Raw genomic sequence first — 21,566 nt, 5'->3', positions numbered from 1 at the left:
TAATCGTTAATGAATTGCCCATATGAATGGAAGCAAACGGCCAACATCCGATACCGCGTCGCTTCTCGATGATGCTTTATTGCTTTTTTTAATAAGGTTATTCAGTCGGCACAATAACCATTCAACATGAATTGAAGATGAAAATATAATGAAGTAATGATTAAGACTGGCGCAGCTTTTAGACCGGGAAGGCTTTAATCGGGCGTCTTGAGCCAGTTGCTTGGGAGAGGGATTTGCAGGCTTACAACCGGGAGTTCCGGTCGCAAGCGCCCATTAACAGCGTTGTTAAACCGGTTAGCTCTGAGTCTATCGAAGCGCGCACAGGCCTAGGCTTCGACTCGCTCAGCCCGAACGGCATGCCAGGGATAAATAGGGCCTGGTTAATAGGGAAGGGGGTGTTCCGCGCTAGCTGTGCTCATACAGTTCGCTGCCGGTATTGATAATACCCTGGCGACCAGCCAGCAGTGTCAATTCCGACATGGTTTTGACGTTTAATTTTTCTTTGATCGCCGTACTGTGGTTGCAGACGGTTTTGTAGCTCAAACATAATTTTTCCGCTGCTTGACGGGTACTCAAACCATTGGCCAGCAGGCAAAAAATGTCGAATTCGCGCGGCGACAGCGATTTAACTTTATATGCCTCATCCTGGCCGATAGCCATATTCACCGCCAATTGCTGTGCCAAAGCGGGTTCGATATACGTGCCGCCTTCCGCTAGCGTGCAGACTGCGGTCACCAGCGTGTCCGGCTCATTATTTTTGGTGATGTAACCTTTGGCGCCGGCCTTGATCGCGCGGGTGACGTAGACCAGTTCGTTATGAATCGAAAATACCAATATCTTGCAACTGGGATAGCGAACCAATAAGCGCCGCACCGATTCCAAACCGCCCAGACCGGGCATGGATAAATCCATCACCACCACATCCGGCGTCTGCTTGTCATATACCTGGCAAGCGGTCTCGCCCCTATCGGCTTCATAGACGGCGCCTATTCGTTCCGACAAGGATAAATAAGTCTTGTATCCGGCTCTGACCACTGCATGGTCGTCTACTAATAAAACGCTGATTTTATTCGCCACTAACTACGTGTCCTGATTGGTTTTTGGTGTGGATGAGCAAGAAACGCCCCCGGCAGAACCGGTGCTATCCCTAGCTGGCGCTTCTTGCCCCGCCATGATGCCGATTTTTATGCCGGGAAACCATGGGAGCTTTTCCCGTTTTGCCGCGGCGTGCGGCTGCGTGCGACCGGGAAAACTTCCATGACTTTTTTCGCGGAATTCCCAGGCTATTTATGGATTATTCCGTAACGCCCGATAGGCCGCCTTCTTTACCATTTGCGCCAGCATGGCCCGGTAGGTCTAAGTCAATATTGTGTGCGACTTGATTGAGATTGCTGATGTGAAAAGTGAAGGAGATTTCTGCCGCAAAGCAAAATCTCGCGTCACGGATGGACGCCAAAATTAAGCGCAGCGTGTGATTGATTTTGCCCGGAAATGCCGATGGCGTTATCCGCTTTTAACGGAAGGCTCCCCTAACCAACCGATTTGCCGGGCCATGCAACCTAATAAACAACATAGGAGGATTCATGCAAATTTCACGGTTTGCCAAGCAGGTATCGACCACGGCCTTAGTCACGGCTGCGGCCTTGGCCGTGTCGTCATCGGCGCAAGCGAATAAAGAACTGGAACAACTAGCCAAGCAAAACACCAACTGGGTGATGCAGACCAAGGATTACGGTTCGACTCATTTCAGCGAAATGATCGACATCAACGCCAACAACGTCAAAAATCTGAAAGTGGCGTGGTCGTTTTCCACGGGCGTGCTCAACGGTCATGAAGGTGGGCCTCTGGTTGTTGATGGCATTATGTACGTCCATACGCCATATCCTAACAACGTCTTCGCCATCAGCCTGGATGAGCCCGATAAAATCCTCTGGCAGTTCAAGCCCAAGCAAAATCCGGCGGCTCGCGCGGTAGCCTGCTGTGACGTGGTCAATCGGGGCTTGGCCTATGCGCCGGCCGGCAAAGATTACCCTGCTACTATTTTCTTAAACCAGCTGGATGGCCATGTGGTGGCGATTAACGCCAAGACCGGCGAAGTACTATGGAAAATGGAAAACTCCGACATCGCCATGGGTTCGACGTTGACCGTCGCCCCGTTCGTGGTGAAAGACAAAGTCATCGTCGGCACCTCCGGTGCCGAGTTGGGGGTGCGCGGTTACGCCACCGCTTATAACATCAAGGATGGCAAGCAAGCCTGGCGCGTTTACGCCACCGGTCCGGATGAAGACATCAAATTATCCAAAGACTTCAACAGCGCTAACCCGCATTACGGTCAGTTCGGTTTGGGTCTGAAAACCTGGGAAGGCGACGCCTGGAAAATCGGCGGTGGCACCAACTGGGGTTGGTATGCCTATGACAGCGACCTGGAAATGTTGTACTACGGTTCCGGCAACCCAGCACCTTGGAACGAAACCATGCGTCCCGGCGACAACAAATGGACCATGACCATCTGGGGCCGCGACGTCAACACTGGCGAAGCCAAATTTGGTTACCAAAAAACCCCGCACGACGAGTGGGACTACGCCGGCGTTAACTACATGGGTCTGTCCGAGCAAATGGTCGACGGCAAAATGACCAAACTGCTGACGCATCCGGACCGCAACGGTTTGGTGTATACCTTGAACCGCGAAAACGGCAGCTTGGTCAATGCCTTCAAAATCGACGACACCGTCAACTGGGTGAAAAAAGTCGATCTGAAAACCGGTCTGCCGATCCGCGATCCGGAATATTCGACACACATGGACCACCAAGCCACCGGTATCTGCCCGTCGGCGATGGGTTACCACAACCAAGGTATCGAGTCTTACGATCCGAATAAGAAACTGTTCTTCATGGGCACCAACCATATCTGCATGGACTGGGAACCGTTCATGCTGCCTTACCGGGCCGGCCAGTTCTTCGTCGGCGCGACCTTGAACATGTATCCGGGTCCGAAAGGCACTTTGGGTCAAGTCAAAGCCATGAATGCCGTCACCGGCAAAATGGAATGGGAAGTTCAGGAGAAATTCGCGGTCTGGGGCGGTACCACAGCCACAGCCGGCGACTTGGTGTTCTACGGCACTTTGGACGGCTACATCAAAGCCCGTCATTCCAAAACCGGCGAAGAGCTGTGGAAGTTTAAGCTGCCTTCCGGCGTCATCGGCCATCCGATCACTTATAAACACAACAACAAACAGTACGTTGCGATTTATTACGGTGTCGGCGGCTGGCCTGGCGTAGGTCTGGTATTCGACTTGGCCGATCCGACTGCCGGTCTGGGTGCAGTGGGTGCGTTTAAAGAGTTGGCGCACTACACCCAAATGGGCGGCGGCGTGATGGTGTTCGCGTTGTAGAAAGCTTTCCTGGTTCCCACGCGCTGCGTGGGAATTCAGGTTAACCGCGCTGCGGTGGCGATGATCTGCCGCAGCGCGGCTACTAAGGCGTTCCCGCGCAGCGCGTGGGAACGAGGCAACGAGTCTACTTAATTCCTAGAATCACTATGAAAACAAGCACACGCATTGTGGCTGCGTTGGCATTGGGCTTTGGTTTTTCCACAGTTCAAGCCGAACAGCCGGTTTTAAAAGTCTGCACGGCTGAAAACGAAATGCCTTACTCCAATAAAAACGGCGAAGGCTTTGAAAACAAATTGGCGCAGTATGTGGCCGAACAACTGGGCCGCAAATTGGAAACCGTCAGCTGGACAGATCCGCGCTACTTTATCCGCGATTACCTGGATAAAGGCTTGTGCGACGTGGTAATGGGCGTCGATGCCGGCGACCCGCGTTTGTTGACCACGGCACCTTACTACCGGTCCGGCTACGTGTTTATCAGCCGCGAAAAAGATGGGTTGGACTTGCAGAACTGGGATAGCCCGGCCTTGAAGCAAGCCCAGCGGATTGCTTTCGCACCGGGCTCTCCAGCCGAAACCATGCTGCGGGCTATCGGCCGTTACAACGATATGTTCAATTACCAACAAGAGTTGGCCGGCTTCAAGTCCAAACGTAACCAGTACGTCAAGTACGACAACGATAAATTGGTCAACGAAGTGGCTTCCGGCAAAGCGGAAATCGCCATCTTGTGGGGACCCGCCGCGGCCCGCTACGTGAAGACATCGGCCACGCCGCTGACGATGACGGTCATTCCGGACAACGCCAAGCGCGCCGACGGCGAAAAAGTGGGTTTGCATTACAGCACTTCCATTGGCGTGCGTAAGAACGACAGCGCTTTGCTGGGGCAATTGAACAAAATCATCAAAGACGGGCAGGACAATATCGAAGCGTTGCTGGAAGCGGAAGGCATTCCGTTGCTGGATCAACCTGAAACCGCCGTGTCCATGAACTAAACAGGAAACCTTGAATGAAATTGAAAACATTTTTGACTGGCGCCGTGCTGTCAATGTCAGCGCTGGCGGCAAGTGCTGTCCAGGCCGACATCACCCTGCGCCATGCCTTGACCGGGGAAGCGCTGGATTTGAGTTTTGCCAAAAAAGGCGGTAACACCGACAAATTCAAGCAATTTATGCAAACCGGCAAAAACCCTTACAACGGCGATGCCGAGGCAGCCAAGAAAGGCGAGAGCTTGTACATGACCGGTTGCTCGGGCTGCCACGGCCATGAAGCGGAAGGCAAGCTTGGCCCCGGTTTGGCCGACGACTACTGGACTTATCCGCGCGGCCTGAGCGACCAGGGCTTGTTCGAAATCCTGTTCGGCGGTGCCAACGGCATGATGGGCCCGCAATACGTCAACTTCAGCACCGACGACATGCTGCACATCATGGCTTTCTTGCGCAGCATTTACAAAGGCGATCCGAAGAAAGCCGAGTGGTTGAAATAAACGCCCTCACCCTAGCCCTCTCCCGGAGGGAGAGGGCATAAAGCCACTATACAGCTAACTCCAGGCGGCTTGAGTTTGCCTTGGAAGTAGGTATTGAACCCTCTCCCCAGGGGAGAGGGCAGGGTGAGGGTTATCCAACAATTTATTAGGAGATCAACATGAACAAATTAGTAATGTTAGGCGCGGTACTGCTGGCTTTTGGCCTGTCCGGCGCGGCAAAAGCCTACGACGGCACCAAATGCAAAGAAGCCGGCAACTGCTGGGAACCGAAACCGGGTTATCCGGCGCAAGTGGCGGGCAGCAAATACGACCCGAAACACGATCCCAACGAGCTGAACAAACAAGCGCAATCGATCAAGGAAATGGAAGCCCGCAACGCCAAACGTACTGAAGTGCTGGCGAAAACCGGCAAGTTTGTTTACGACGTCGAAGGCCAATAAGCAACGGGTGGGTCGGGATGCGCAGTGCGCAAGCCGACAGTGACCACGAGGATAGAACCCTTAGGACGCCGCCAGGGATGGCGGTAACTAATGATGCGGAGGGAATCGAAGATTATTCTGCCGAAGCGAAGACCAGGGAATGCCCAGGGCAACGGCACGCTCAACCCATGCAAGCTGTTTAAGAACTTCGCGAGTGCAGTAGCCTTTAAACAGCTTCTAAACGAAACCTCACGGCTCCGGGCCGTTGCTATGCCGCTTAGATCACGACGGCCCGTTATCAGCGGCGCGTATGTCAGCAATCGGCGGCATGGCAACCGAGCACCGGAGTTCTTTTTGCGGTATTGGCTTTAATCAACAGCGCTCAATTAGCTATGACAAGCAAGCAAACCCTCAGCGACTGGCGCGCCAGTGCGTTGCAGTTGGAACAACAAATCAACCATGTCGTCGTCGGCCAGCAGGCGGCGGTAAGAAATCTGCTGATAGCCGTATTCGCCCGCGGCCATATGTTGCTGGAAGGCCAAGTCGGCGTCGGCAAAACCACCTTATTGCGGGCCATCGCCCAAGGTCTGGGCGGACACTACCAGCGTATCGAAGGCACCATCGACTTAATGCCTGCCGACTTGATCTATTACACCTATTTAAATCAAGAAGGCCGGCCCTGCGTCGATCCCGGCCCTTTGTTGAAGCAGGGCGAACAGTTATCGGTGTTCTTTTTTAACGAAATCAACCGGGCTCGGCCGCAAGTGCATTCGCTGCTGTTGCGGGTGATGGCCGAGCGCAGTATCGGCGCGTTCAACCGCGAATACCGGATACCGCACATTCAGGTATTTGCCGATCGCAATCGGGTGGAAAAAGAAGAAACCTTTGAATTGCCGGCGGCCGCTCGCGACCGCTTCTTTATGGAAATCAACATCACCGCACCCAGTGACGACAAGGTGTTGGACGATTTGCTGTTCAATCCGCGTTACCACGATGTCGATACCTTGATCGGGGAAATGGCCGCCAGCCAAATACCTTATTACCAGCTCAACGACTGGGCGGCGGCGATTCAAGACAGCATCCAGCCCAGCGCCGCTTTGCGCCAATACGCCTTGGATTTATGGAAAGCCACCGCCGATCCCGGCGCATTCGGCATCGCTTTAGCCGATGTGGACATGGATAACCTGCTGCAGGCCGGTGCCAGTCCGCGCGGCGTCAGCTACATGATACGTGCCGCCAAAGTCCGGGCCTGGCTGGAAAATCGCGACAGCCTGTTGCCGGAAGATTTGCAGGCGGTTTTCGCCGTCACCATGTCGCACCGGATATTCCTGAATCCGATGTACAGCTATCGCCAAGACGACATTATTCCCACCTTGATAGACAGCATACTCAACCAAATCGCCGCACCGTAACAGTCATGAACATTAAATCGATTCTGCAGGCCATGCTGCCGCATGCTGGCCTTGGCCACTTATTGGACACCTATTTAACTTGGTCCGGTGTCGGCTTTATCTGCTCGTTTATCGCCAGTAGCTTGGATAAACATGCCGACGTCCCTTACGCCGCGTATTACACCAGCGCCTTGAACGACGCGGTGGGCTTTAAGTTCTGGATTTTATTAGCGGTGGTCGGCACTTTACTGTTTTGTCTGAGCCTGCCGGTGTTATATCTATCGCTGCATTTTCCCGCCTTGACGGAGTTCAGCCGGCGCTTGCGGCGGTTTACCTACACGTTTTTTTTGGTGGCCTTCGACGAGGGCGGCCTGATGATAGGGATTTTGACCGCCAATTTTATCGATACTAGCGAGCGCATTTCGCTGCTGGCTAACAAATCGTTTTTGTTCAGCGATGTCGGTTTTTTCACTATCCTGGCCTTATGCCTGTTGAACTCCCTGCTATGGCTGTTCGGCGAAGCCATCCATAGCCGCAATCCGAAAACTTACTCAGGCGTGGTGGCCTTATTGATGAGGGTGCCGCTGAGATTTTCCCTGCCCGGATACCTGGTCGTGACGGCCGTGCTGGCGAATTTGGTTGTCAGCCAATAAGGTACTCGCTAAAACGATGTCGGCCACGATAAAGCCTTTCCAATACCGCCTGCCACGCCCGGCAGTCGGTGTATTTCCCGGCGCGCACCCCGGACAGATGGTCGGCAACGGCCAATTGTTCAAGCGCCATGACACCTTGATCGCCCGTCCGGACCCCAGACGCATCGATCTGCGGGCCAGCCTGCTCGACCCGTTCGGAAATTATCAAGTGCGGGTGCAGCAACAACACAGTGCTATCGACGTGTATTTGCTGGCCGATTTGTCTGCTTCCATGCGTTTCGGCGGCAATAACGACAAGCGCCGTGTAATGGCCGATATGCTGTTATCGATTGCCGCATCGGCCTTGGAATACGGCGACAACATCGGGTTTATTGCGGCTAACCAGCAGGTGCTCACCGACTGTTATTTGCCGGCTGGTAAACACCTAGGTCGGATTCAATCGACAGCAAAACGCCTGGAAACACTCGACCTGCAACCCGGTTCGGCCGGTTTGCAGCAAGCCCAACGCTATCTACCCAAGCATCGAGCCTTGGTGTTTCTGGCGTCGGATTTTCATTTTCCGTTGCCGCAGCTGCAAGCCATTTTACAGAACTTGCGTCGCCACGACCTGATACCGCTGGTGCTGTGGGACCAAACCGAATACAGCCGCTTACCGGATTGGGGCCTGTTTCAAATTCAGGATCTGGAATCCGGCAAGCGCAGCACGCTGTGGTTGCGTCCAGGTTTGAAGCGCAAGATAGAACAGGCATTTGCCCAGCGCCGGGAGCAATTGCAACAGCAGTTTCGGGCCTCGGGCTGTGAGCCGCTGTTTATCGACAACGGCTACCGCGCCGAGCAGCTGGGGCAATATTTTTTAAGGAGAGCAGGGTGACGTTGGCGGCAAAGCGGCTTGGTTGTGCTTGGGTATGGGTATGCGTCACGCTGCTGGCGGCGTGCTCCGGCACGTCTAACCAAGCACTCCGCGACTTTCAACTGCAAACGCCGCGGCCGTTCGGTTATGTGATCGGCGATACCATCCCGCAGCGGATTGTGCTGGAAACGCGCGCCGGTATGATCTTGGAGCGCAATAGCCTGCCGGCGCCGGGCCGTTTGAATCGCTGGTTACAACTGAACGCGGTGACTGTGCAGGAAACGGCCGGCAATGACGGCAAGCGCTATCAAATCGATCTGCAATATCAGCAATTTTACGCACCGCTGGAAGTGAAAGCCTTGAGCATACCCGGTTTTACCTTGCGCTTTCAGCAGCACGGGCAAACTCTGGAACAGCCGGTCGCGGCCTGGACCTTCACGACCTCGCCATTGCGGGAGTTGGTGGTCAGGCAGGATGAACACGGCGAATACATGCGCCCGGACCAAGCGCCGAGCTTGTTGGATGACGCGGCAATTGTCCGGCGCTTATGCGTGTCGCTGACGGTGGCGCTGGGCATCGCTTTGCGTTTGGCTTGGCTTTACGGTTATTTACCGGGACTACCGAAACGCAGCGTATTCAAGCGCGCGCAGCGTCAGTTGCAAAACCTTGGCCTTCAACAATTACCGCAAGCACTTGCCGCAGTGCATACGGCGTTTAACGGTCTTCACGGTAAGCCGGTGTTTTTGCACAAATTGGCCGAGTTTTATCAGGGCCACCCGGAATATCGCAGCATCGCTGACGAATTGACTTGGTTTTTCGATTATTCCAATCGTTACTTTTTCGGTGACGCTTCGATAATGCCGCAAGAACACGATCTGCAAAAACTCAAAACCCTGTGCCTGCATTGCCGGGAAATCGAGCGAGGCAGCCGATGAATTTGGGCTTTGAGTATCCTTGGGTCTTGCTCGGTTTGGGCTTATGCCTGTTGCCGATGTGGAGAATGGGAATGGTCGCCAACCCCTATCCCTGGCTGGCGATATTGCCTGTCGACCCACTATCGCTGGCTATCAGCGCCTTGATCCGCTTGCTGGGCGTGCTGGCGATAGGCGGGTTGATTCTGGGCTTGGCCGGTGCCTATCAGCAAGAACAGCAAGTGGAGCGCATCGGCCACGGCGCACACATCGTTATGCTGTTGGATCGCAGTAACAGTATGGACAACACCTTCGCCGGCAAGACGCCGGAAACCCAAGGCGAGGAATCCAAAGCCAACGCCGCCCGCCGCTTGTTGAATCAGTTTGTCGATCACCGAGCGCACGATTTGATCGGCATCGCCGAATACAGTACTTCGCCGCTATTCGTGCTACCGCTCACTGAAAACAAAGCCGCGATTCATGCTGCGATAGACGCCACCGCCTTGCCGGCCTTGGCTTATACCAACGTCAGCAAAGGCTTGAGCATGGCTTTGGAGTTCTTCGATAGCCGGCCGGTGACCGGTTCGCGCATCGTGTTGCTGGTGTCGGACGGCGCGGCGGTAATCGATCCGGACAGCGAAGCGGCCTTGCGCGAGTTGTTCAAACAACGCCAAGTCAGTTTGTATTGGGTGTTTCTGCGCACCGCCAACAGCCCTGGCTTGTTTGAAGTGCCCGACGACCCGCGCGACGATAATGCTCAGGCCATGCCGGAACGTTATCTGCATCTGTTCTTTAACAGTCTGCATATTCCCTATCAAGCCTACGAAGCCGAAACGCCCGGTGCATTGCAGCAGGCCATTGACGACATCAACCGCTTGGAGAATCGGCCTTTGCATTATTTCGAGCGGATTCCGAAGCAGGATTTATCCACGCGCTGTTATGCCTTTGCGGCGGCGCTGATGTTGTTATTGTTGGGCGTGAAACTCTGCGAGGCCAGACTGTGATCCGTAAGTTAAAACACTGGGCGCTGTGGGCCATATTGGCAGCAGCTTTATTAGTGACTCTGACGCAATTGCTGCAACTGTATGGCCTAGCCGGCCAAAATCGGCTGATCGGCCAATTACTGGCCGATCAGGATGTCGGCGCAGACGAATTGGCCACCTCGGCGCCGGAAGTACGTATGGCCAGAGCGGTGTATCTCAGCCGGCACCAACGCTACGACGAAGCCTTGGCAACGCTGAATTTGTTGTTGCAGCAAGCCGGCGCAGAGGCACAGGCGCACACCCGTTACAATCTGGGTAATCTGTATCTAAGGCAAGCGATGCAGAAAGCCGAAACGGGCAATGTCAACGAAGCGATGCCGCTGCTGGGGTTGGCCAAGCACGCCTATCGCGATGCATTGACGCTGGACAGTCAGTTTTGGGATGCCAAGTACAATCTGGAAGTGGCGATGCGGCTGTTGCCGGAGATGGACAGAATCAGCAGCGGCGACGAGCAGGATGATCTTAATCAACAGACCCAACTGTGGACCACCTTGCCGGGCTTTCCGCGTGGCTTGCCCTAAATTGGCGCTTATCTTCCCGACCGATAATTTCGCTATATGACTATCGCCCCCAATCTTAGGAATTACCGTTTCTGGTTGCTGACCGCGGCCTTGCTGTCCTTGTCGGTAGTGTTTTTCCATCCGCAAACCAGCGCGCAAGTGTCACTGTACCGGCTGGTGTTTGTTGTCGACATTACCCGCAGCATGAACACCGAAGACTATCAGCTGGATAAACAGCCGGTCAGCCGCTTGCAGTTTGTCAAACAGGCGTTGCGCCAAGAGTTGTTGAAACTGCCTTGTGGTTCGCAAGTCGGCTTGGGGGTGTTTACCGAACGCCACTCGACGTTGCTGTTCGAACCGATAGACGTGTGTTCGGGATTTGCCGAGATAGACGCAGCGATTGCGGCGCTGGATTGGCGCATGGCCTGGGCCGCCGACAGCCGCATCGCCAGTGGCTTGCTGAGTACGCTGGAAATGTTGAAAGATAAAGATCAGACCCTGGTGTTTTTTAGCGACGGCCAGGAGGCACCCCCGCCCAATCCGCGTTACAAACCCGATCTGTCGCCAGTTAAAGATAAGGTAAAAGGTGTGATCGTCGGCGTCGGCGGCGAACAACTGTCGCCCATCCCCAAGTTCGACGCCAAGGGCCAACGCCAGGGCTTTTACAAACCCGAAGACGTGCCGCATCGTTCTTCGTTTGGCGAATCGGACTTGAACCCCGAGAAAATCCAGGGCTACAACGCCCGTAATGCGCCATTCGGCAGCGAGGCGGCAAGCGGTGACGAACATATGAGCCGGCTGCACGAAAGCTATCTGCGCCAGTTGGTCGCCGAGAGCGGTTTGCAGTATCGGCATCTGACCGATACCGACAGTCTGGATCAAGCGCTGCAACAAGCCGAGTTTGCCAAGCCTGGCAAACAGAATGTCGATACCGGTTGGCGTTATGCCGGCCTAGCCTTATTGTTGTTCGCGGCGGTGTATGTTAGGCCGTAGGTCCGTTTAGTGAAACGTAATCGGACGAATTTAAAGTCTTCATTCCTCCGAATACGCTTCGCTATTCGGAGCTTGTATTATCCAAGCGTGCTTTTCAAAGGATAATAAACCATGAAAACACACCTGAGGGGCACCTCAGGTTTGGGTCGCTGGATGCCGTATCGGAGCTTGGATTTCGAAATCCCCGGCGTAGATCTTTGCAGCAGCGACCCACCCTCGATCAACGATCGAACAGTCTCTTCGGCCCGGTTTCCGGCAGCCTGCATTCACAAGGTAGATCATTTGAGGTTTTCATGTCCCATTTTTATCTCGGTATCGATGTTGCTAAAGCCAAGCTGGACTGCGCGTTGCGCTTGCCCAGCGGTAAGTTTCGCGCCAAAGTCATTCCCAATACTCTCGACGGCTTCGCGACGTTGTTGACGTGGTTGGCCGCTCAAAAGGCCCAATCGCCTCATGTCTGCATGGAAGCGACCGGCATTTATTGGGAAGACGTTGCTCAGCATCTGGCAACCGCTGGTTTCACCGTGAGCGTCGTCAATCCAGCACAAATTAAGGCCTATGGCGCTTCACGGCTCACCCGCAGCAAAACCGATACGGTCGATGCTAAACTCATCGCCGATTTCTGCGCCGAGCGCCAACCGCCTGCTTGGCAGCCCCGTAGCGAGGCGGGAGTCACACTGCGCGCACTAGTATTACGGCTGGACGCCTTACAAACCATGCGCACCCAGGAAAACAACCGCTTGCTAGTGGCGCGCGAGGCCGTGCGTGAGGACATTCAACAGCATCTGAATTGGCTGGATACTGCGATCCAACAATTGATCGACGCCATCAACGATCACATTGATCGCCATCCCGATCTCAAGCAACAGCGCGAATTACTCGACAGCATCCCCGGCATTGGCGAGCGCACCAGCGCTATTATCCTAGCGTTCTACGCCGATACCTCGCGCTTCGCCAATAGCCGACAAGCCGCAGCCTTTGCCGGACTCGATCCTAGGCAATACGAATCGGGTAGTAGTATCAAGGGCAAACCCAGGCTCTCCAAAATAGGCCATGCCTTCCTGCGCAAAGCGCTCTATATGCCTGCCATGGTGACTCTTTATAAAACAGCCTGGGGTAAACAATTCCGTGGACGATTAGCCGGTGCTGGTAAGCCCAATAAACTGATTATCGGGGCCATGATGCGTAAATTGATTCATGTGGCATTCGGTGTCTTGAAATCCGCAAAACCTTTCGATTCGGCTGTGCATTTGGCTTGACTTGGATAACAGTATCTACGCGGGCTGAAAGGAGCGAGGTTGAGCGCCATGTTATGCAGCATTATCACCAACGGTCCAAAACATCTTTCCAGAATGCTGCCGGTCAACGAAGTAGTTGTGGTTCTTGCGTTCAATCGCATCTATAGCGGCCTTTGCATCGTCCACGGTTTTCGTGTCACTGTGGTTCAGCAGCGCCTGTAGATGAGGCAGCGCATCGTTCTTCAACGAATACGCAAGCAACATACAGGCGCGATAGCGCACGACTGTGGCCTTGTCTTTCGTGGCTTTGATCCCTAACTGAATTGCGTCGTCGTAGTCTCTCGCATAAGGTATGGCATGGAATACCAGTGAAACTCTGCCTTGCCATTTCTTCATTCTTGGGTAGAACTCTAGTAAGAATGGCAACACTCTAGGCCCAAGGGGCCTGAGTTGCTCCCATGCAGCCTCTTCTTCGCTCGTTTTGGTGGTCTCCAATTCCGCCACCAGACACCCTATTTGTGCGTCATCCATGTGTTGAGGCATAACGTAGAGCTAACCGGCGCTGCGCGGCTTTATCGCGCAGCGTCCAGCGACCGAAGGGAGCGAGGTTGAGCGCCGGGTTAGCTCTCACCGCCTGCCTCCCATAGGTAAATGTCGAAAACCCTCTCAAGAAACCAAGGTTGACGAGTCAGTTTTGACATCGTTTCTTCGTCCACGTGCCAAGCAGGAAGGAAGCCACGAATCTCAATAAGCCTTGAGGCAGCGGTCTTGATGTTGTCCCGATCCAGTCGATATTGTTCGCGCCATGACTTGCAGTATGCAGCGTAGTTTCGTTTGTCAAATGTGTGACCAAGCTCTTTAAGCGCACTAACAGCTCGCGAATCATAAATGATGTATGGCCTCTTGTGTTTAAGCCAGAATAGCTTGGATGCGGCTGACAGGTTAAATTGATTGAAATCGCGTTTGAAGCGACGTGCGAGCCTGTCCACCTTTTGCTCTGGCGTAAGGTCGCTTTCCAAATCAATTGACCCCAGCGCTTGTGAAACCATTTGAGCGCGGCCATCGTCTTTGAGGCCAGAAAAGTTTCTCGCTACTTGAAAATATCTCAGAGACTTTCGTATATCCGCAATGCTTGGTGTTCCCTTCATCTCGCGATGTAGGCTCTTCTCGCTCCGCTCCCATTGCAGAAGGAATCTAAGCGCACAGAACTCGAATGGCATATTCATAGAATGAACCTGAAAGGGCTAACGCAAAGCTAAGGGGCGCGCAGCGTAGCAGAGCGTCCCTTTGAGCGACGTGTTATGCATTGGTTTTCTGGCGAGGACCATGCGCCACACGGGCGACTGTAGAACCAATAATCGAGCAAGCAACAGCGAAAACAAGAACCAACACCAAGGTGGTAGCGACGATGGATGTTGTTACTTGATCTTCTGGGAGTGCACCGGGGCCGATTTGCCAAGAGATAAACCAGCCCAGTGTTGCATCAACTAGCTCCACTAGGACAGCAGCTCCGATGGCGCGAAAGAGTCCGCATCGGCGAAACGCGAAGTAGCCGACCAGGGTATAGATTACAAACGAGCCTATCGAAGCATATGCATATGGGAACCCCACTGCTAAGGCAGCAAACGAGGCAGTGGTGTCAAACACCAGAACAGCAATAACTCCTAGACCGATGATTCTCCAAAGCGGGCTCATGCTTCCTCCTACTTAAAATGCATAACGTTTGAAATCACCGGCGTTGCGCGGCTTCATCGCGCAGCGTCCGGTGGATTGATGGGTTAGCAGTCGGATCACCACCACTTGGGATACTCCCGAACTTTCTCTAGCATGACCGGTACTTCGCTGGGATACCCGGTGACCTCAAGAACAACTTTGCCGATACCTACGGTGTCAGTGGCTTGAACTCGGGTTGTGATTTCTTGATTACATCGTTCCACGGCAACAATTGGGTCCCCGCTCATATTGAGAAGAACGGCGGTACCCGTTTCTTGCCGGCACAGATTGCCCAGCTCTTCCTCAAACCTATTGAGGTCGGCATGCGAAAACCAACACTCTTTGATGGAAATGGTGGTCTGCTGAAATGGCATAGTGAATTTGGCTTCGACATCGAACGCAACAGAAGGAAATCTATCCTCGGACGCAACTGGATCAAGGCGCAGTTGAAGTTCTTGAGATGTGCTCAGGTCAAGTGTCATGACTGCTAACGTAGAGCTAACCGGCGCTGCGCGGCTTTATCGCGCAGCGTCCAGTGACCGAAGGGAGCGAGGTTGAGCGCCATGTTAGTCACTTGTCGGTCCCTTACCTTTGTGAGGCTTCTTGGACTTACGCTCGACGTTGTCCGCTTTGAGAAGTGCCTCGCACTCACCAGACGATGGAACGGTTCGATTCATTTCAATGGTATGCCAGCCACCACAGTTCGGATCTGGGCAACCACATACCGTAAAGCGCACCGGATGATTCGTCAGTCCTTCACGCTTTTGAATGGCATTCGTGCGCTCTTTGTCTTTGATGATATCTACGATGGCTGATCGGCCTAGAAATGGGCGTGACATAGTGGCTCCAGAAGATTTGTAGTGCCTAACATGCAGCTAAGGGGCGCGCAGAAGGCGCGTCCCAGCGACCGGAGGGAGCGAACTTGAGCGCAGGGTTAGCTGGCTGCATTATTGGGGAACCACTGTTTATGTGCATTGATGTCATTCTCGAACTCTGCGGCGACAAGTAGATCACGCCAGTCCACCTTCGCTAAACGCACCGCGTCGTGTAGTTTCGGGAGGCTCCCTGTGCTCAGCTTTAGAGCGGCGAAGCGAAATCTTTCAAGTTGAACTTCATCGAAGTTTTCAAGCATCGGAAGATTATTCCCGCATTCGTCCTGAAGCAGACGCGCCACATCGTCTCTTTGACTTGGGGCAAAGAGAGCATCAATGCGACGTTTTGTCTCAGCACTCAATCGTGAGTTCATGTCAGCTAACGTTGCGATAAACGGTGGTTTTTAAGTTGCACTTTTGCCATAAAATGGAGCGAAGCGGAATGGCAAAAGAGCAACTTAAAAATCCATCCGTTTGATTGCTTTGTTATGCATTTTTTTGGTTAGCAAGCGCTGAACTAAAAAAAATAGAATTGAGCTAAAAATAAAAGCTAAAAGAACATAGCTAAATATGTGCGGTGCATTTTCCATGCGCTGGGCTTCATGGAGGTAAGGGAAGGCCAATTTTTTGTAAGCGTATAAAAAAATGCCAAAATTGGTACAAACACTAGGGGCTGTTGCCATTTTGTCATAATCCCTTTGAAAATCGATTGGCGAGCCATATTGATTGAGTTTTCAATCAAACGATAACTAGCGAATGCCACGCCAACTGCTTACAGATACCCACTGGGAAAAGCTAAAAACGATTATGTTGAGTTTCAGCATTTACGACAAACCCGGTCTTCGGCAAACGGTCGAAGGGATTTTTTATCGCTTGCGTGTTGGCTGCCCTTGGCGAGACTTGCCCGTCGCTTTTGGCAAGTGGAATGCCGTGTACAAGCGCTTCAATGCCTGGTCACTGCAAGAAAAGCTGAGGGGTATCTTTCAAGCGCTAGTGATTGAGCCTGATTTGGAATGGCTATTTATTGATGGCAGCATTATTAAAGCCCATCAACACAGTAGCGGCGGCGCCCATGAAAATCCAACAGCCATCGGGAAATCGGTCGCAGGCAACACGACCAAAATCCATATGGCGGTTGATGCCGGTGGACTTCCCATCCAGTTTTCGATTACGGGGGGCGAAGTACATGACTGCAAAGAAGCGCCGGAATTTGTGGCCAAACTCCCCCAGGCGGGCTACATGATTGCAGACAAAGGGTATGACAGCGAGCCGTTACGGATTCAAATTCGAGACCAAGGCACAGTCCCCATCATCCCAAGAAAACAAAATTCAATAGTCGGGAATGAGGAAATGGACTGGTGTCTCTATAAATATCGCCACCTCGTTGAAAACGTATTTGCGCGACTGAAACATTTTAGAGCTATTGCCACCCGATATGACAAACTAAAACGCAATTTTGAAGGTGCTATCGCCCTGGCTTGTGCATTTATCTGGTTACCGATGTGAAACGGCAACAGCCCCTAATAATTAGGTGATGCATAACGTGGAGGTCACCGGCGGAGCGCCGCAGGCGCGGAGTCCGTGTGAACCGCAGGGTTAGAGCGCATGGCCCACCACCAGTAAGTGGGGGCGGGAAAGCCAACGTTAGAGCATGTCACTGCGAGACCTCCGGGCGATAAGACCAGCATTTAGCCAGAACTCGCAGAACGTCGCCGGACTGAAGTTCGACCTCGAATTGACCCTGCTTCGGCTCGCGAACAGCATTGATCGAGGATGACGGCCCCCACGGCTCTTGCTTCGGAAATTCCAGGGCGGTGAATCCTTCGAACACCAACAAGTGCGAAGTTGTCCCCACGGGATGAATTCGCAGATCGCAACGGTCTGCTTCCCAGCTGATATAGATCGCGGCAAGGACCGCGTCATGGACTGGGAGGGCTTCGAATTTCATTGATGCGCTCTAACGACAAGCTCACCCGACGAAAACCACGTAGCGGTTTTTGGTCGGGTGGAGCGCCGGGTTGTGCAGTTTGTCATTAAATTTCTTGAAACTGTTTCTGAATATTTTTCAGATTATTAAGATGCTTGAAACACTGTTATTAAAAAGATCGGCCTTCTCGTGGTTGCCCTCCAATTTTTCAAGGAGAGCATCCATTCTAGCTACCTCCGAGGCATGATATTGCTGTTGTGCCTGGAGAATGATTGCTCGGTTTGCTATCTGTTGTTGCTGAAGCTGATCAAGCATAGTTTGTGAGCGCTTAAGTTGCTCACTATTAATTTTCTCCTGATGTATCAGCTGAGCTCGCAAAGCATTTGCTTGGTCATTCTGGGCCTCAGTGGATGCCCGAAGCTCTTTTCCTTGTAAGAGGACTGCAACCAACGCAAGAACTACTGCAAGCGCGGAGAATAGCCCGTTGAGAATGCCGATAGAATCACCAAACTCTGCGGTTGTTTTCGGGAGGGCAAGCTTCAGCCAAGAAATGTGGACTTGACCAAACAAGACGTATGACAATAAAAGCCACGACCCGAGTAACAAAAGGCTTAAAACAAGAACTACAAGTTTCATTTACACCCACACTCCTTTCTTTGGGCCCAACGCTCCACATAACTGGAAAAATAAAGTGGAGCGAGCGATAGCGAACGTAGCTTTATTTTTTCCATGTTGATGTGGTTGTTATAAGGCAATTTACAAATTTGCAGCAATTACTAATAGTCCAAATGCTGATATTAAAAACACAGTGAAAACAAGCCACTCTTTGGCGTTCACTTGGTGTAGTTGTATGTTTTCTGTGAATTCCTTGTTTTCAGATTCAAGCCGCTGACCGTGTTTTTTGATTAAAAATCTGAATCCAAATATCCAAACGGAAAAAGCTACTACAAGCGCCGCCAGTTTATGCGGTAGAAGTTTATTTATTACTTTGATTAGAACTTGTATCCCATCCATATATCTTCAGGCGCTGCTTTATAACGGATAACCATTCAGTGGCTGGGGCCGTACCCCAGCAGACTTCGAATCCACGAGATGACGCGACGCGGCCTCGGTACACTGCAATGGTGGGTTATTTGGCCAGCGATCAGCCGCACCCGGACGACTCGTTCGCGCACCAATTGTTCAACCGTTTCGCGCTCTGATTCCGTCGCCCAAGCTTCGTTGATGTCGTCGTGGAAGCCGAACACCGGTTCACCGCGATGTTTGATCTCGAAAGTGTTCGTAGATCGGATATTTCGGTTGGTACACCATTGCTTGAGCAACCACGGCAGATCGCTGTCGCTGTACCGCTTCCGATCAACGCGAACCTCCACCTCCGTCGGATGCGATTCCAAGAGCCGCCGCACGACGGCTGAGGGTTGTTTCGTGGTGATCCAGAAACCGTTCATGGCTAAATAACGCTGAGCTAAGGGGCGCGCAGCGAAGCGGAGCGTCCCTTTGAGCGCCGGGTTATGTTGTTTACTGTGATTCACGATATCTCCGGTTAGCTTCTCGGATCAGGCTGACGATGCAATAAACGAACAAGCCCAAAAAATAATTGCGAGTGCTAATGCACCGAATGCCCAAACCCCAGCTCGCTCAGGTGGCCAACGCTCGGGTTCCGCAGCACTTAGCCACGGGTAGAAAATAAAGCTCACACCTGCGTAACCAGCAGCTAGTAACGAAAGAAATAACCCAAGCCATGTGAATAATTTTCTGCGCTTGGTCATGATGCAACATAACGTTAAATTAAGGGGCGCGCTTCAGCGCGTCCCGCTTGAATGCTGGGTTAGCCAACATCTGCGTTCCTGTGAATACAAACACAATTCTTGAGGATGTCGTCTCTTGGCTCATCAAAGCCAAATTCATTCATGAACCAATTGCGAAGAAATCTGAAGCGCTGTTCCTCGGTCAAGCCTAGATACTTTGCTGCAAATCCCGTAGGCTGGTCTTTGTTGTTCAACGCATCCTGAATGGCTTCTTTACAGAATTCGATGGCATCAAAGGTGTTCAATATTTTCTCGTCTAACTCCTGCACAAAGTGATCTGCCGCATTTATGAGTGAAGCAGTTTCCTTGAACGTTAGCGATGCTCCCTTTTCAGCCTTTTCTGCCAACTGGCTGACATCTAATCCTCTGTAGATTTCAGCAATCTCAGTGCTCTTATTTGATAGTGTTTTTCTGCTCTCAGCGCGAAGCTTGTTATCTGCCAGTTCGTGAAATACGTTATTGCGCCAAGTTATCAGCACATCAATTAGTGCTTGAGTGGTCTCTGTAATCTTGTAGTGGTCAGAATAAATAATCATCTTTTTCAGTACTGATCGCCCTGCGCCATCGAGTTTGTTAGATAGCGATGAGTTTTGAAGATAATTTGGGTTTCGGTTGAGAAGGCCTAAATACATATCAATGGAATCTACAGCCCAACCCAAGAATGACTGGAGGACAAAGTTCCGGCTACGTATAACTGAGGCATTTTTATCCTTTGGACTCCATGCAGTGTGAAGTTCAGCGGGCGCCTCAACTACGTGGCTCTTTTCTAAGGTATGGAGTGCGACAAGGGAAGTTATCAGGTGATGGTTGGCCTGACCAAAATGTTTTTTGAACTGAATTCGGGCTAGTGTTTTTTTCATATTTGGTGCACCAAGCAAGATTCGAACTTGCGTCTTTCCCTCTGAGGAAGGCCACGCGGCCCTAATGAAGGGGAACGTCTTAACCCATGAGACGACTGGTGCATATGTTGGCTAACTATTGATTATCAGGCAAATCTGCCTGATAAGTTAATATTGCCGGTCTTTTCAGGCGTTTTTGCCCTGATAACTCCCGAACCGGGCAAATGTGCCTTTATAATCTGATATTAGCCATAAATTCAGGCAAATTTGCCTATATAATATATTTTCGCCTGACTATAGCTGTTAACACTTTTATGTCAAGTTCAAAATCGCCGACCTTGCTGGAAGATGTTCGCCGCGTCATGCGGCTCAAGCATTATTCGCTGCATACCGAACGTACGTATTCCGAGTGGATCAAGCAGTTCGTGAAGTTTCATCAACTGGATGAGCGAGCTGGGCTGTTTGAAAACAGCGAGGCCAAGATAGAAGCGTTTTTAAGCTATCTGGCGACAGAGCACAAGGTGGCATCGGCCACCCAAAATCAGGCGATGAATGCATTGGTGTTTTTATACAAACAGGTGCTGAATATGCCGGTGCCCCAGCGCATCGAGGCTATCCGTTCCAAAACCAGTCGCCATGTGCCGGTGGTGTTGACGATAGACGAGGTCAAGCAGGTTTTGCCGCGCGTGGAAGGCGTGGCGCAGTTGGTGGTCAAGCTTTTATACGGCAGTGGTTTGCGGATTACCGAGGCTGTCCGGTTGCGGGTGCAGGATGTCGAATTCGGCTATAAGCAGATTACCGTACGTTCCGGCAAAGGCGACAAGGATAGGGTCACCACGTTTTCTGCAAGCCTGATGCCTTTATTACAAAATCATTTGGAAAAGGTCAAGGCGATTCACGAACAGGATTTGGCTGATGGTTTCGGCGCGGTGTATTTGCCTTATGCCTTGGCTAAAAAGTATCCCAATGCCGAGCGAGAGTGGGGCTGGCAATATGTGTTTCCAACACGTTCCTTATCGGTCGATCCCTTGTCCGGCGAGACTCGACGCCATCATATCGATCAATCGTTGGTGAATAAGGCTATCAAGGCTGCGGTTCGGCAAGCCGGTATTGCCAAACGGGTTTCCGCGCACACCTTTCGGCATTCTTTTGCCACACATCTGTTGCAACGTGGTACGGATATTCGAACCATTCAGGCGTTACTGGGGCATAGTGAGCTGGAAACGACGATGATTTATACCCATGTTTTGAATCAGGGTGGGCAGGGCGTCATCAGTCCGCTGGATGATTTGGCTATTTGATTGGTCAGTGTGACGATTTAGGAGAAAACTTGAACACTATTTTCGATTTAGCCGAGCGCTGCTTGTTCGGAGAGGAGAATAGGGTTAGATCTTGCAATCATGCAACTATGAAAGACTTTGGTATATTTTAAGACCTGTCCCATTGGATTCAAAAAATTGGGAAGTTCTAAATCAGTTCAAAGCCACGCCAGTAATGGCGTTGAAAAAACTCCCGTGGGACTTTCGCGGTTTGTTTG

Annotated in this window: 27 protein-coding genes and 1 tRNA gene; 14 read left to right on the top strand and 14 right to left on the bottom strand. The window is 52.1% G+C overall.

The window, feature by feature from the left end; translation table 11 throughout:
- Positions 1-405: 405 nt before the first annotated feature.
- Entirely contained in the window at positions 406-1,077 is a 672-nt protein-coding gene (locus ACWAU0_RS18265; RefSeq protein ID WP_033156196.1) for a response regulator, read from the bottom strand.
- Positions 1,078-1,583: 506 nt separating this feature from the next.
- Between ACWAU0_RS18265 and ACWAU0_RS18260 the strand changes: the two genes are divergently transcribed.
- From ACWAU0_RS18260 to ACWAU0_RS18205, 12 genes are all read left to right on the top strand, one after another.
- On the top strand, positions 1,584-3,392 hold the full coding sequence (locus tag ACWAU0_RS18260) for a methanol/ethanol family PQQ-dependent dehydrogenase (protein WP_033156197.1): 1,809 nt from the start codon (positions 1,584-1,586) through the stop codon (positions 3,390-3,392).
- A gap of 146 nt (positions 3,393-3,538) precedes the next feature.
- Positions 3,539-4,381, top strand: a complete 843-nt coding sequence (gene moxJ, locus ACWAU0_RS18255; protein WP_033156198.1) for a methanol oxidation system protein MoxJ — start codon at positions 3,539-3,541, stop codon at positions 4,379-4,381.
- Between the two features lie 14 nt (positions 4,382-4,395).
- Positions 4,396-4,872 carry a cytochrome c(L), periplasmic gene (gene moxG / locus ACWAU0_RS18250; RefSeq protein WP_033156199.1) on the top strand — a complete coding sequence of 159 codons (477 nt, stop codon included), beginning with the start codon at positions 4,396-4,398 and terminating at the stop codon, positions 4,870-4,872.
- Between the two features lie 158 nt (positions 4,873-5,030).
- Positions 5,031-5,312, top strand: a complete 282-nt coding sequence (locus tag ACWAU0_RS18245; protein ID WP_033156200.1) for a methanol dehydrogenase [cytochrome c] subunit — start codon at positions 5,031-5,033, stop codon at positions 5,310-5,312.
- Between the two features lie 371 nt (positions 5,313-5,683).
- The gene (locus tag ACWAU0_RS18240) at positions 5,684-6,703 is read left to right on the top strand and encodes an AAA family ATPase (protein WP_458137518.1); all 1,020 of its coding nucleotides are present in this window, start codon (positions 5,684-5,686) and stop codon (positions 6,701-6,703) included.
- A 5-nt stretch (positions 6,704-6,708) separates the two neighbouring features.
- Positions 6,709-7,335 (top strand): hypothetical protein, encoded by a 627-nt coding sequence (locus tag ACWAU0_RS18235; RefSeq protein WP_033156202.1) that lies wholly within the window; start codon positions 6,709-6,711, stop codon positions 7,333-7,335.
- 16 nt (positions 7,336-7,351) lie between these two features.
- Positions 7,352-8,206 carry a DUF58 domain-containing protein gene (locus tag ACWAU0_RS18230; RefSeq protein WP_033156203.1) on the top strand — a complete coding sequence of 285 codons (855 nt, stop codon included), beginning with the start codon at positions 7,352-7,354 and terminating at the stop codon, positions 8,204-8,206.
- On the top strand, positions 8,203-9,120 hold the full coding sequence (locus ACWAU0_RS18225) for a hypothetical protein (RefSeq protein WP_051669851.1): 918 nt from the start codon (positions 8,203-8,205) through the stop codon (positions 9,118-9,120). Before ACWAU0_RS18230 ends, ACWAU0_RS18225 begins: the two co-directional genes overlap by 4 nt.
- Positions 9,117-10,100, top strand: a complete 984-nt coding sequence (locus ACWAU0_RS18220) for a vWA domain-containing protein (RefSeq protein WP_033156204.1) — start codon at positions 9,117-9,119, stop codon at positions 10,098-10,100. The genes ACWAU0_RS18225 and ACWAU0_RS18220 overlap by 4 nt, the downstream gene beginning before the upstream one ends.
- On the top strand, positions 10,097-10,660 hold the full coding sequence (locus ACWAU0_RS18215; RefSeq protein ID WP_458137517.1) for an MxaK protein: 564 nt from the start codon (positions 10,097-10,099) through the stop codon (positions 10,658-10,660). The genes ACWAU0_RS18220 and ACWAU0_RS18215 overlap by 4 nt, the downstream gene beginning before the upstream one ends.
- A gap of 36 nt (positions 10,661-10,696) precedes the next feature.
- Entirely contained in the window at positions 10,697-11,632 is a 936-nt protein-coding gene (locus ACWAU0_RS18210) for a vWA domain-containing protein (protein ID WP_458137516.1), read from the top strand.
- A 293-nt stretch (positions 11,633-11,925) separates the two neighbouring features.
- Positions 11,926-12,891 (top strand): IS110 family RNA-guided transposase, encoded by a 966-nt coding sequence (locus ACWAU0_RS18205; protein WP_458137515.1) that lies wholly within the window; start codon positions 11,926-11,928, stop codon positions 12,889-12,891.
- Between the two features lie 51 nt (positions 12,892-12,942).
- Here ACWAU0_RS18205 and ACWAU0_RS18200 read toward each other — a convergent pair whose 3' ends face one another.
- The 7 genes from ACWAU0_RS18200 to ACWAU0_RS18170 all read right to left on the bottom strand — a co-directional run bounded on the left by ACWAU0_RS18200 (position 12,943) and on the right by ACWAU0_RS18170 (position 16,138).
- Positions 12,943-13,401: a hypothetical protein gene (locus ACWAU0_RS18200; protein WP_458137514.1), complete on the bottom strand. Its 459-nt coding sequence runs from the start codon at positions 13,399-13,401 to the stop codon at positions 12,943-12,945.
- An 89-nt stretch (positions 13,402-13,490) separates the two neighbouring features.
- Positions 13,491-14,096 carry a hypothetical protein gene (locus tag ACWAU0_RS18195; protein WP_458137513.1) on the bottom strand — a complete coding sequence of 202 codons (606 nt, stop codon included), beginning with the start codon at positions 14,094-14,096 and terminating at the stop codon, positions 13,491-13,493.
- A gap of 73 nt (positions 14,097-14,169) precedes the next feature.
- Entirely contained in the window at positions 14,170-14,565 is a 396-nt protein-coding gene (locus tag ACWAU0_RS18190) for a hypothetical protein (protein ID WP_458137512.1), read from the bottom strand.
- A gap of 95 nt (positions 14,566-14,660) precedes the next feature.
- Positions 14,661-15,065 carry a hypothetical protein gene (locus ACWAU0_RS18185; RefSeq protein ID WP_458137511.1) on the bottom strand — a complete coding sequence of 135 codons (405 nt, stop codon included), beginning with the start codon at positions 15,063-15,065 and terminating at the stop codon, positions 14,661-14,663.
- Between the two features lie 84 nt (positions 15,066-15,149).
- The gene (locus tag ACWAU0_RS18180; protein ID WP_458137510.1) at positions 15,150-15,422 is read right to left on the bottom strand and encodes a hypothetical protein; all 273 of its coding nucleotides are present in this window, start codon (positions 15,420-15,422) and stop codon (positions 15,150-15,152) included.
- 95 nt (positions 15,423-15,517) lie between these two features.
- Positions 15,518-15,829: a hypothetical protein gene (locus tag ACWAU0_RS18175; protein ID WP_458137509.1), complete on the bottom strand. Its 312-nt coding sequence runs from the start codon at positions 15,827-15,829 to the stop codon at positions 15,518-15,520.
- 84 nt (positions 15,830-15,913) lie between these two features.
- Positions 15,914-16,138: a hypothetical protein gene (locus ACWAU0_RS18170; RefSeq protein ID WP_458137508.1), complete on the bottom strand. Its 225-nt coding sequence runs from the start codon at positions 16,136-16,138 to the stop codon at positions 15,914-15,916.
- A gap of 73 nt (positions 16,139-16,211) precedes the next feature.
- On the opposite strand from ACWAU0_RS18170, the gene ACWAU0_RS18165 reads away from it, so the two are divergent.
- Positions 16,212-16,961: an IS5 family transposase gene (locus ACWAU0_RS18165; protein WP_129871393.1), complete on the top strand. Its 750-nt coding sequence runs from the start codon at positions 16,212-16,214 to the stop codon at positions 16,959-16,961.
- 148 nt (positions 16,962-17,109) lie between these two features.
- On the opposite strand, the gene ACWAU0_RS18160 is transcribed toward ACWAU0_RS18165, so the two are convergent.
- The 6 genes from ACWAU0_RS18160 to ACWAU0_RS18135 all read right to left on the bottom strand — a co-directional run bounded on the left by ACWAU0_RS18160 (position 17,110) and on the right by ACWAU0_RS18135 (position 20,152).
- Positions 17,110-17,403: a hypothetical protein gene (locus tag ACWAU0_RS18160; protein ID WP_415878130.1), complete on the bottom strand. Its 294-nt coding sequence runs from the start codon at positions 17,401-17,403 to the stop codon at positions 17,110-17,112.
- 117 nt (positions 17,404-17,520) lie between these two features.
- On the bottom strand, positions 17,521-18,018 hold the full coding sequence (locus ACWAU0_RS18155; protein ID WP_458137507.1) for a hypothetical protein: 498 nt from the start codon (positions 18,016-18,018) through the stop codon (positions 17,521-17,523).
- Positions 18,019-18,138: 120 nt separating this feature from the next.
- Positions 18,139-18,396 (bottom strand): hypothetical protein, encoded by a 258-nt coding sequence (locus tag ACWAU0_RS18150; RefSeq protein ID WP_458137506.1) that lies wholly within the window; start codon positions 18,394-18,396, stop codon positions 18,139-18,141.
- A 35-nt stretch (positions 18,397-18,431) separates the two neighbouring features.
- Positions 18,432-18,914, bottom strand: coding sequence for a hypothetical protein (locus ACWAU0_RS18145; RefSeq protein ID WP_458137505.1), 483 nt, complete (start codon positions 18,912-18,914; stop codon positions 18,432-18,434).
- 296 nt (positions 18,915-19,210) lie between these two features.
- The gene (locus ACWAU0_RS18140; protein WP_458137503.1) at positions 19,211-20,050 is read right to left on the bottom strand and encodes a hypothetical protein; all 840 of its coding nucleotides are present in this window, start codon (positions 20,048-20,050) and stop codon (positions 19,211-19,213) included.
- A gap of 3 nt (positions 20,051-20,053) precedes the next feature.
- Positions 20,054-20,152 (bottom strand) — tRNA-OTHER (locus tag ACWAU0_RS18135).
- Positions 20,153-20,343: 191 nt separating this feature from the next.
- Here ACWAU0_RS18135 and ACWAU0_RS18130 point away from each other — a divergent pair.
- On the top strand, positions 20,344-21,330 hold the full coding sequence (locus ACWAU0_RS18130) for an integron integrase (RefSeq protein WP_458137502.1): 987 nt from the start codon (positions 20,344-20,346) through the stop codon (positions 21,328-21,330).
- Positions 21,331-21,566 lie beyond the last annotated feature (236 nt).

It is taken from the genome of Methylomonas sp. Uni0009 (assembly GCF_054188105.3).
The sequence above is the reverse complement of the archived record's forward strand: the minus strand, read 5'-3'. Positions and strand labels throughout refer to the sequence as shown.

Bases quoted from the DNA above. Each gene is read 5' to 3' on its own strand.
- ACWAU0_RS18260 (WP_033156197.1), top strand. From the start codon at position 1,584: ATGCAAATTTCACGGTTTGCCAAGCAGGTATCGACCACGGCCTTAGTC.
- moxG (WP_033156199.1), top strand. From the start codon at position 4,396: ATGAAATTGAAAACATTTTTGACTGGCGCCGTGCTGTCAATGTCAGCG.
- ACWAU0_RS18235 (WP_033156202.1), top strand. From the start codon at position 6,709: ATGAACATTAAATCGATTCTGCAGGCCATGCTGCCGCATGCTGGCCTT.
- ACWAU0_RS18190 (WP_458137512.1), bottom strand. From the start codon at position 14,565: ATGAGCCCGCTTTGGAGAATCATCGGTCTAGGAGTTATTGCTGTTCTG.
- ACWAU0_RS18170 (WP_458137508.1), bottom strand. From the start codon at position 16,138: ATGGCAACAGCCCCTAGTGTTTGTACCAATTTTGGCATTTTTTTATAC.
- ACWAU0_RS18165 (WP_129871393.1), top strand. From the start codon at position 16,212: ATGCCACGCCAACTGCTTACAGATACCCACTGGGAAAAGCTAAAAACG.
- ACWAU0_RS18150 (WP_458137506.1), bottom strand. From the start codon at position 18,396: ATGGATGGGATACAAGTTCTAATCAAAGTAATAAATAAACTTCTACCG.
- ACWAU0_RS18175 (WP_458137509.1), bottom strand. From the start codon at position 15,829: ATGAACTCACGATTGAGTGCTGAGACAAAACGTCGCATTGATGCTCTC.
- ACWAU0_RS18240 (WP_458137518.1), top strand. From the start codon at position 5,684: ATGACAAGCAAGCAAACCCTCAGCGACTGGCGCGCCAGTGCGTTGCAG.
- ACWAU0_RS18220 (WP_033156204.1), top strand. From the start codon at position 9,117: ATGAATTTGGGCTTTGAGTATCCTTGGGTCTTGCTCGGTTTGGGCTTA.
- ACWAU0_RS18210 (WP_458137516.1), top strand. From the start codon at position 10,697: ATGACTATCGCCCCCAATCTTAGGAATTACCGTTTCTGGTTGCTGACC.
- ACWAU0_RS18160 (WP_415878130.1), bottom strand. From the start codon at position 17,403: ATGAAATTCGAAGCCCTCCCAGTCCATGACGCGGTCCTTGCCGCGATC.
- ACWAU0_RS18180 (WP_458137510.1), bottom strand. From the start codon at position 15,422: ATGTCACGCCCATTTCTAGGCCGATCAGCCATCGTAGATATCATCAAA.
- ACWAU0_RS18140 (WP_458137503.1), bottom strand. From the start codon at position 20,050: ATGAAAAAAACACTAGCCCGAATTCAGTTCAAAAAACATTTTGGTCAG.
- ACWAU0_RS18245 (WP_033156200.1), top strand. From the start codon at position 5,031: ATGAACAAATTAGTAATGTTAGGCGCGGTACTGCTGGCTTTTGGCCTG.
- ACWAU0_RS18185 (WP_458137511.1), bottom strand. From the start codon at position 15,065: ATGACACTTGACCTGAGCACATCTCAAGAACTTCAACTGCGCCTTGAT.
- ACWAU0_RS18195 (WP_458137513.1), bottom strand. From the start codon at position 14,096: ATGAATATGCCATTCGAGTTCTGTGCGCTTAGATTCCTTCTGCAATGG.
- ACWAU0_RS18230 (WP_033156203.1), top strand. From the start codon at position 7,352: ATGTCGGCCACGATAAAGCCTTTCCAATACCGCCTGCCACGCCCGGCA.
- ACWAU0_RS18200 (WP_458137514.1), bottom strand. From the start codon at position 13,401: ATGGATGACGCACAAATAGGGTGTCTGGTGGCGGAATTGGAGACCACC.
- ACWAU0_RS18130 (WP_458137502.1), top strand. From the start codon at position 20,344: ATGTCAAGTTCAAAATCGCCGACCTTGCTGGAAGATGTTCGCCGCGTC.
- moxJ (WP_033156198.1), top strand. From the start codon at position 3,539: ATGAAAACAAGCACACGCATTGTGGCTGCGTTGGCATTGGGCTTTGGT.
- ACWAU0_RS18205 (WP_458137515.1), top strand. From the start codon at position 11,926: ATGTCCCATTTTTATCTCGGTATCGATGTTGCTAAAGCCAAGCTGGAC.
- ACWAU0_RS18155 (WP_458137507.1), bottom strand. From the start codon at position 18,018: ATGAAACTTGTAGTTCTTGTTTTAAGCCTTTTGTTACTCGGGTCGTGG.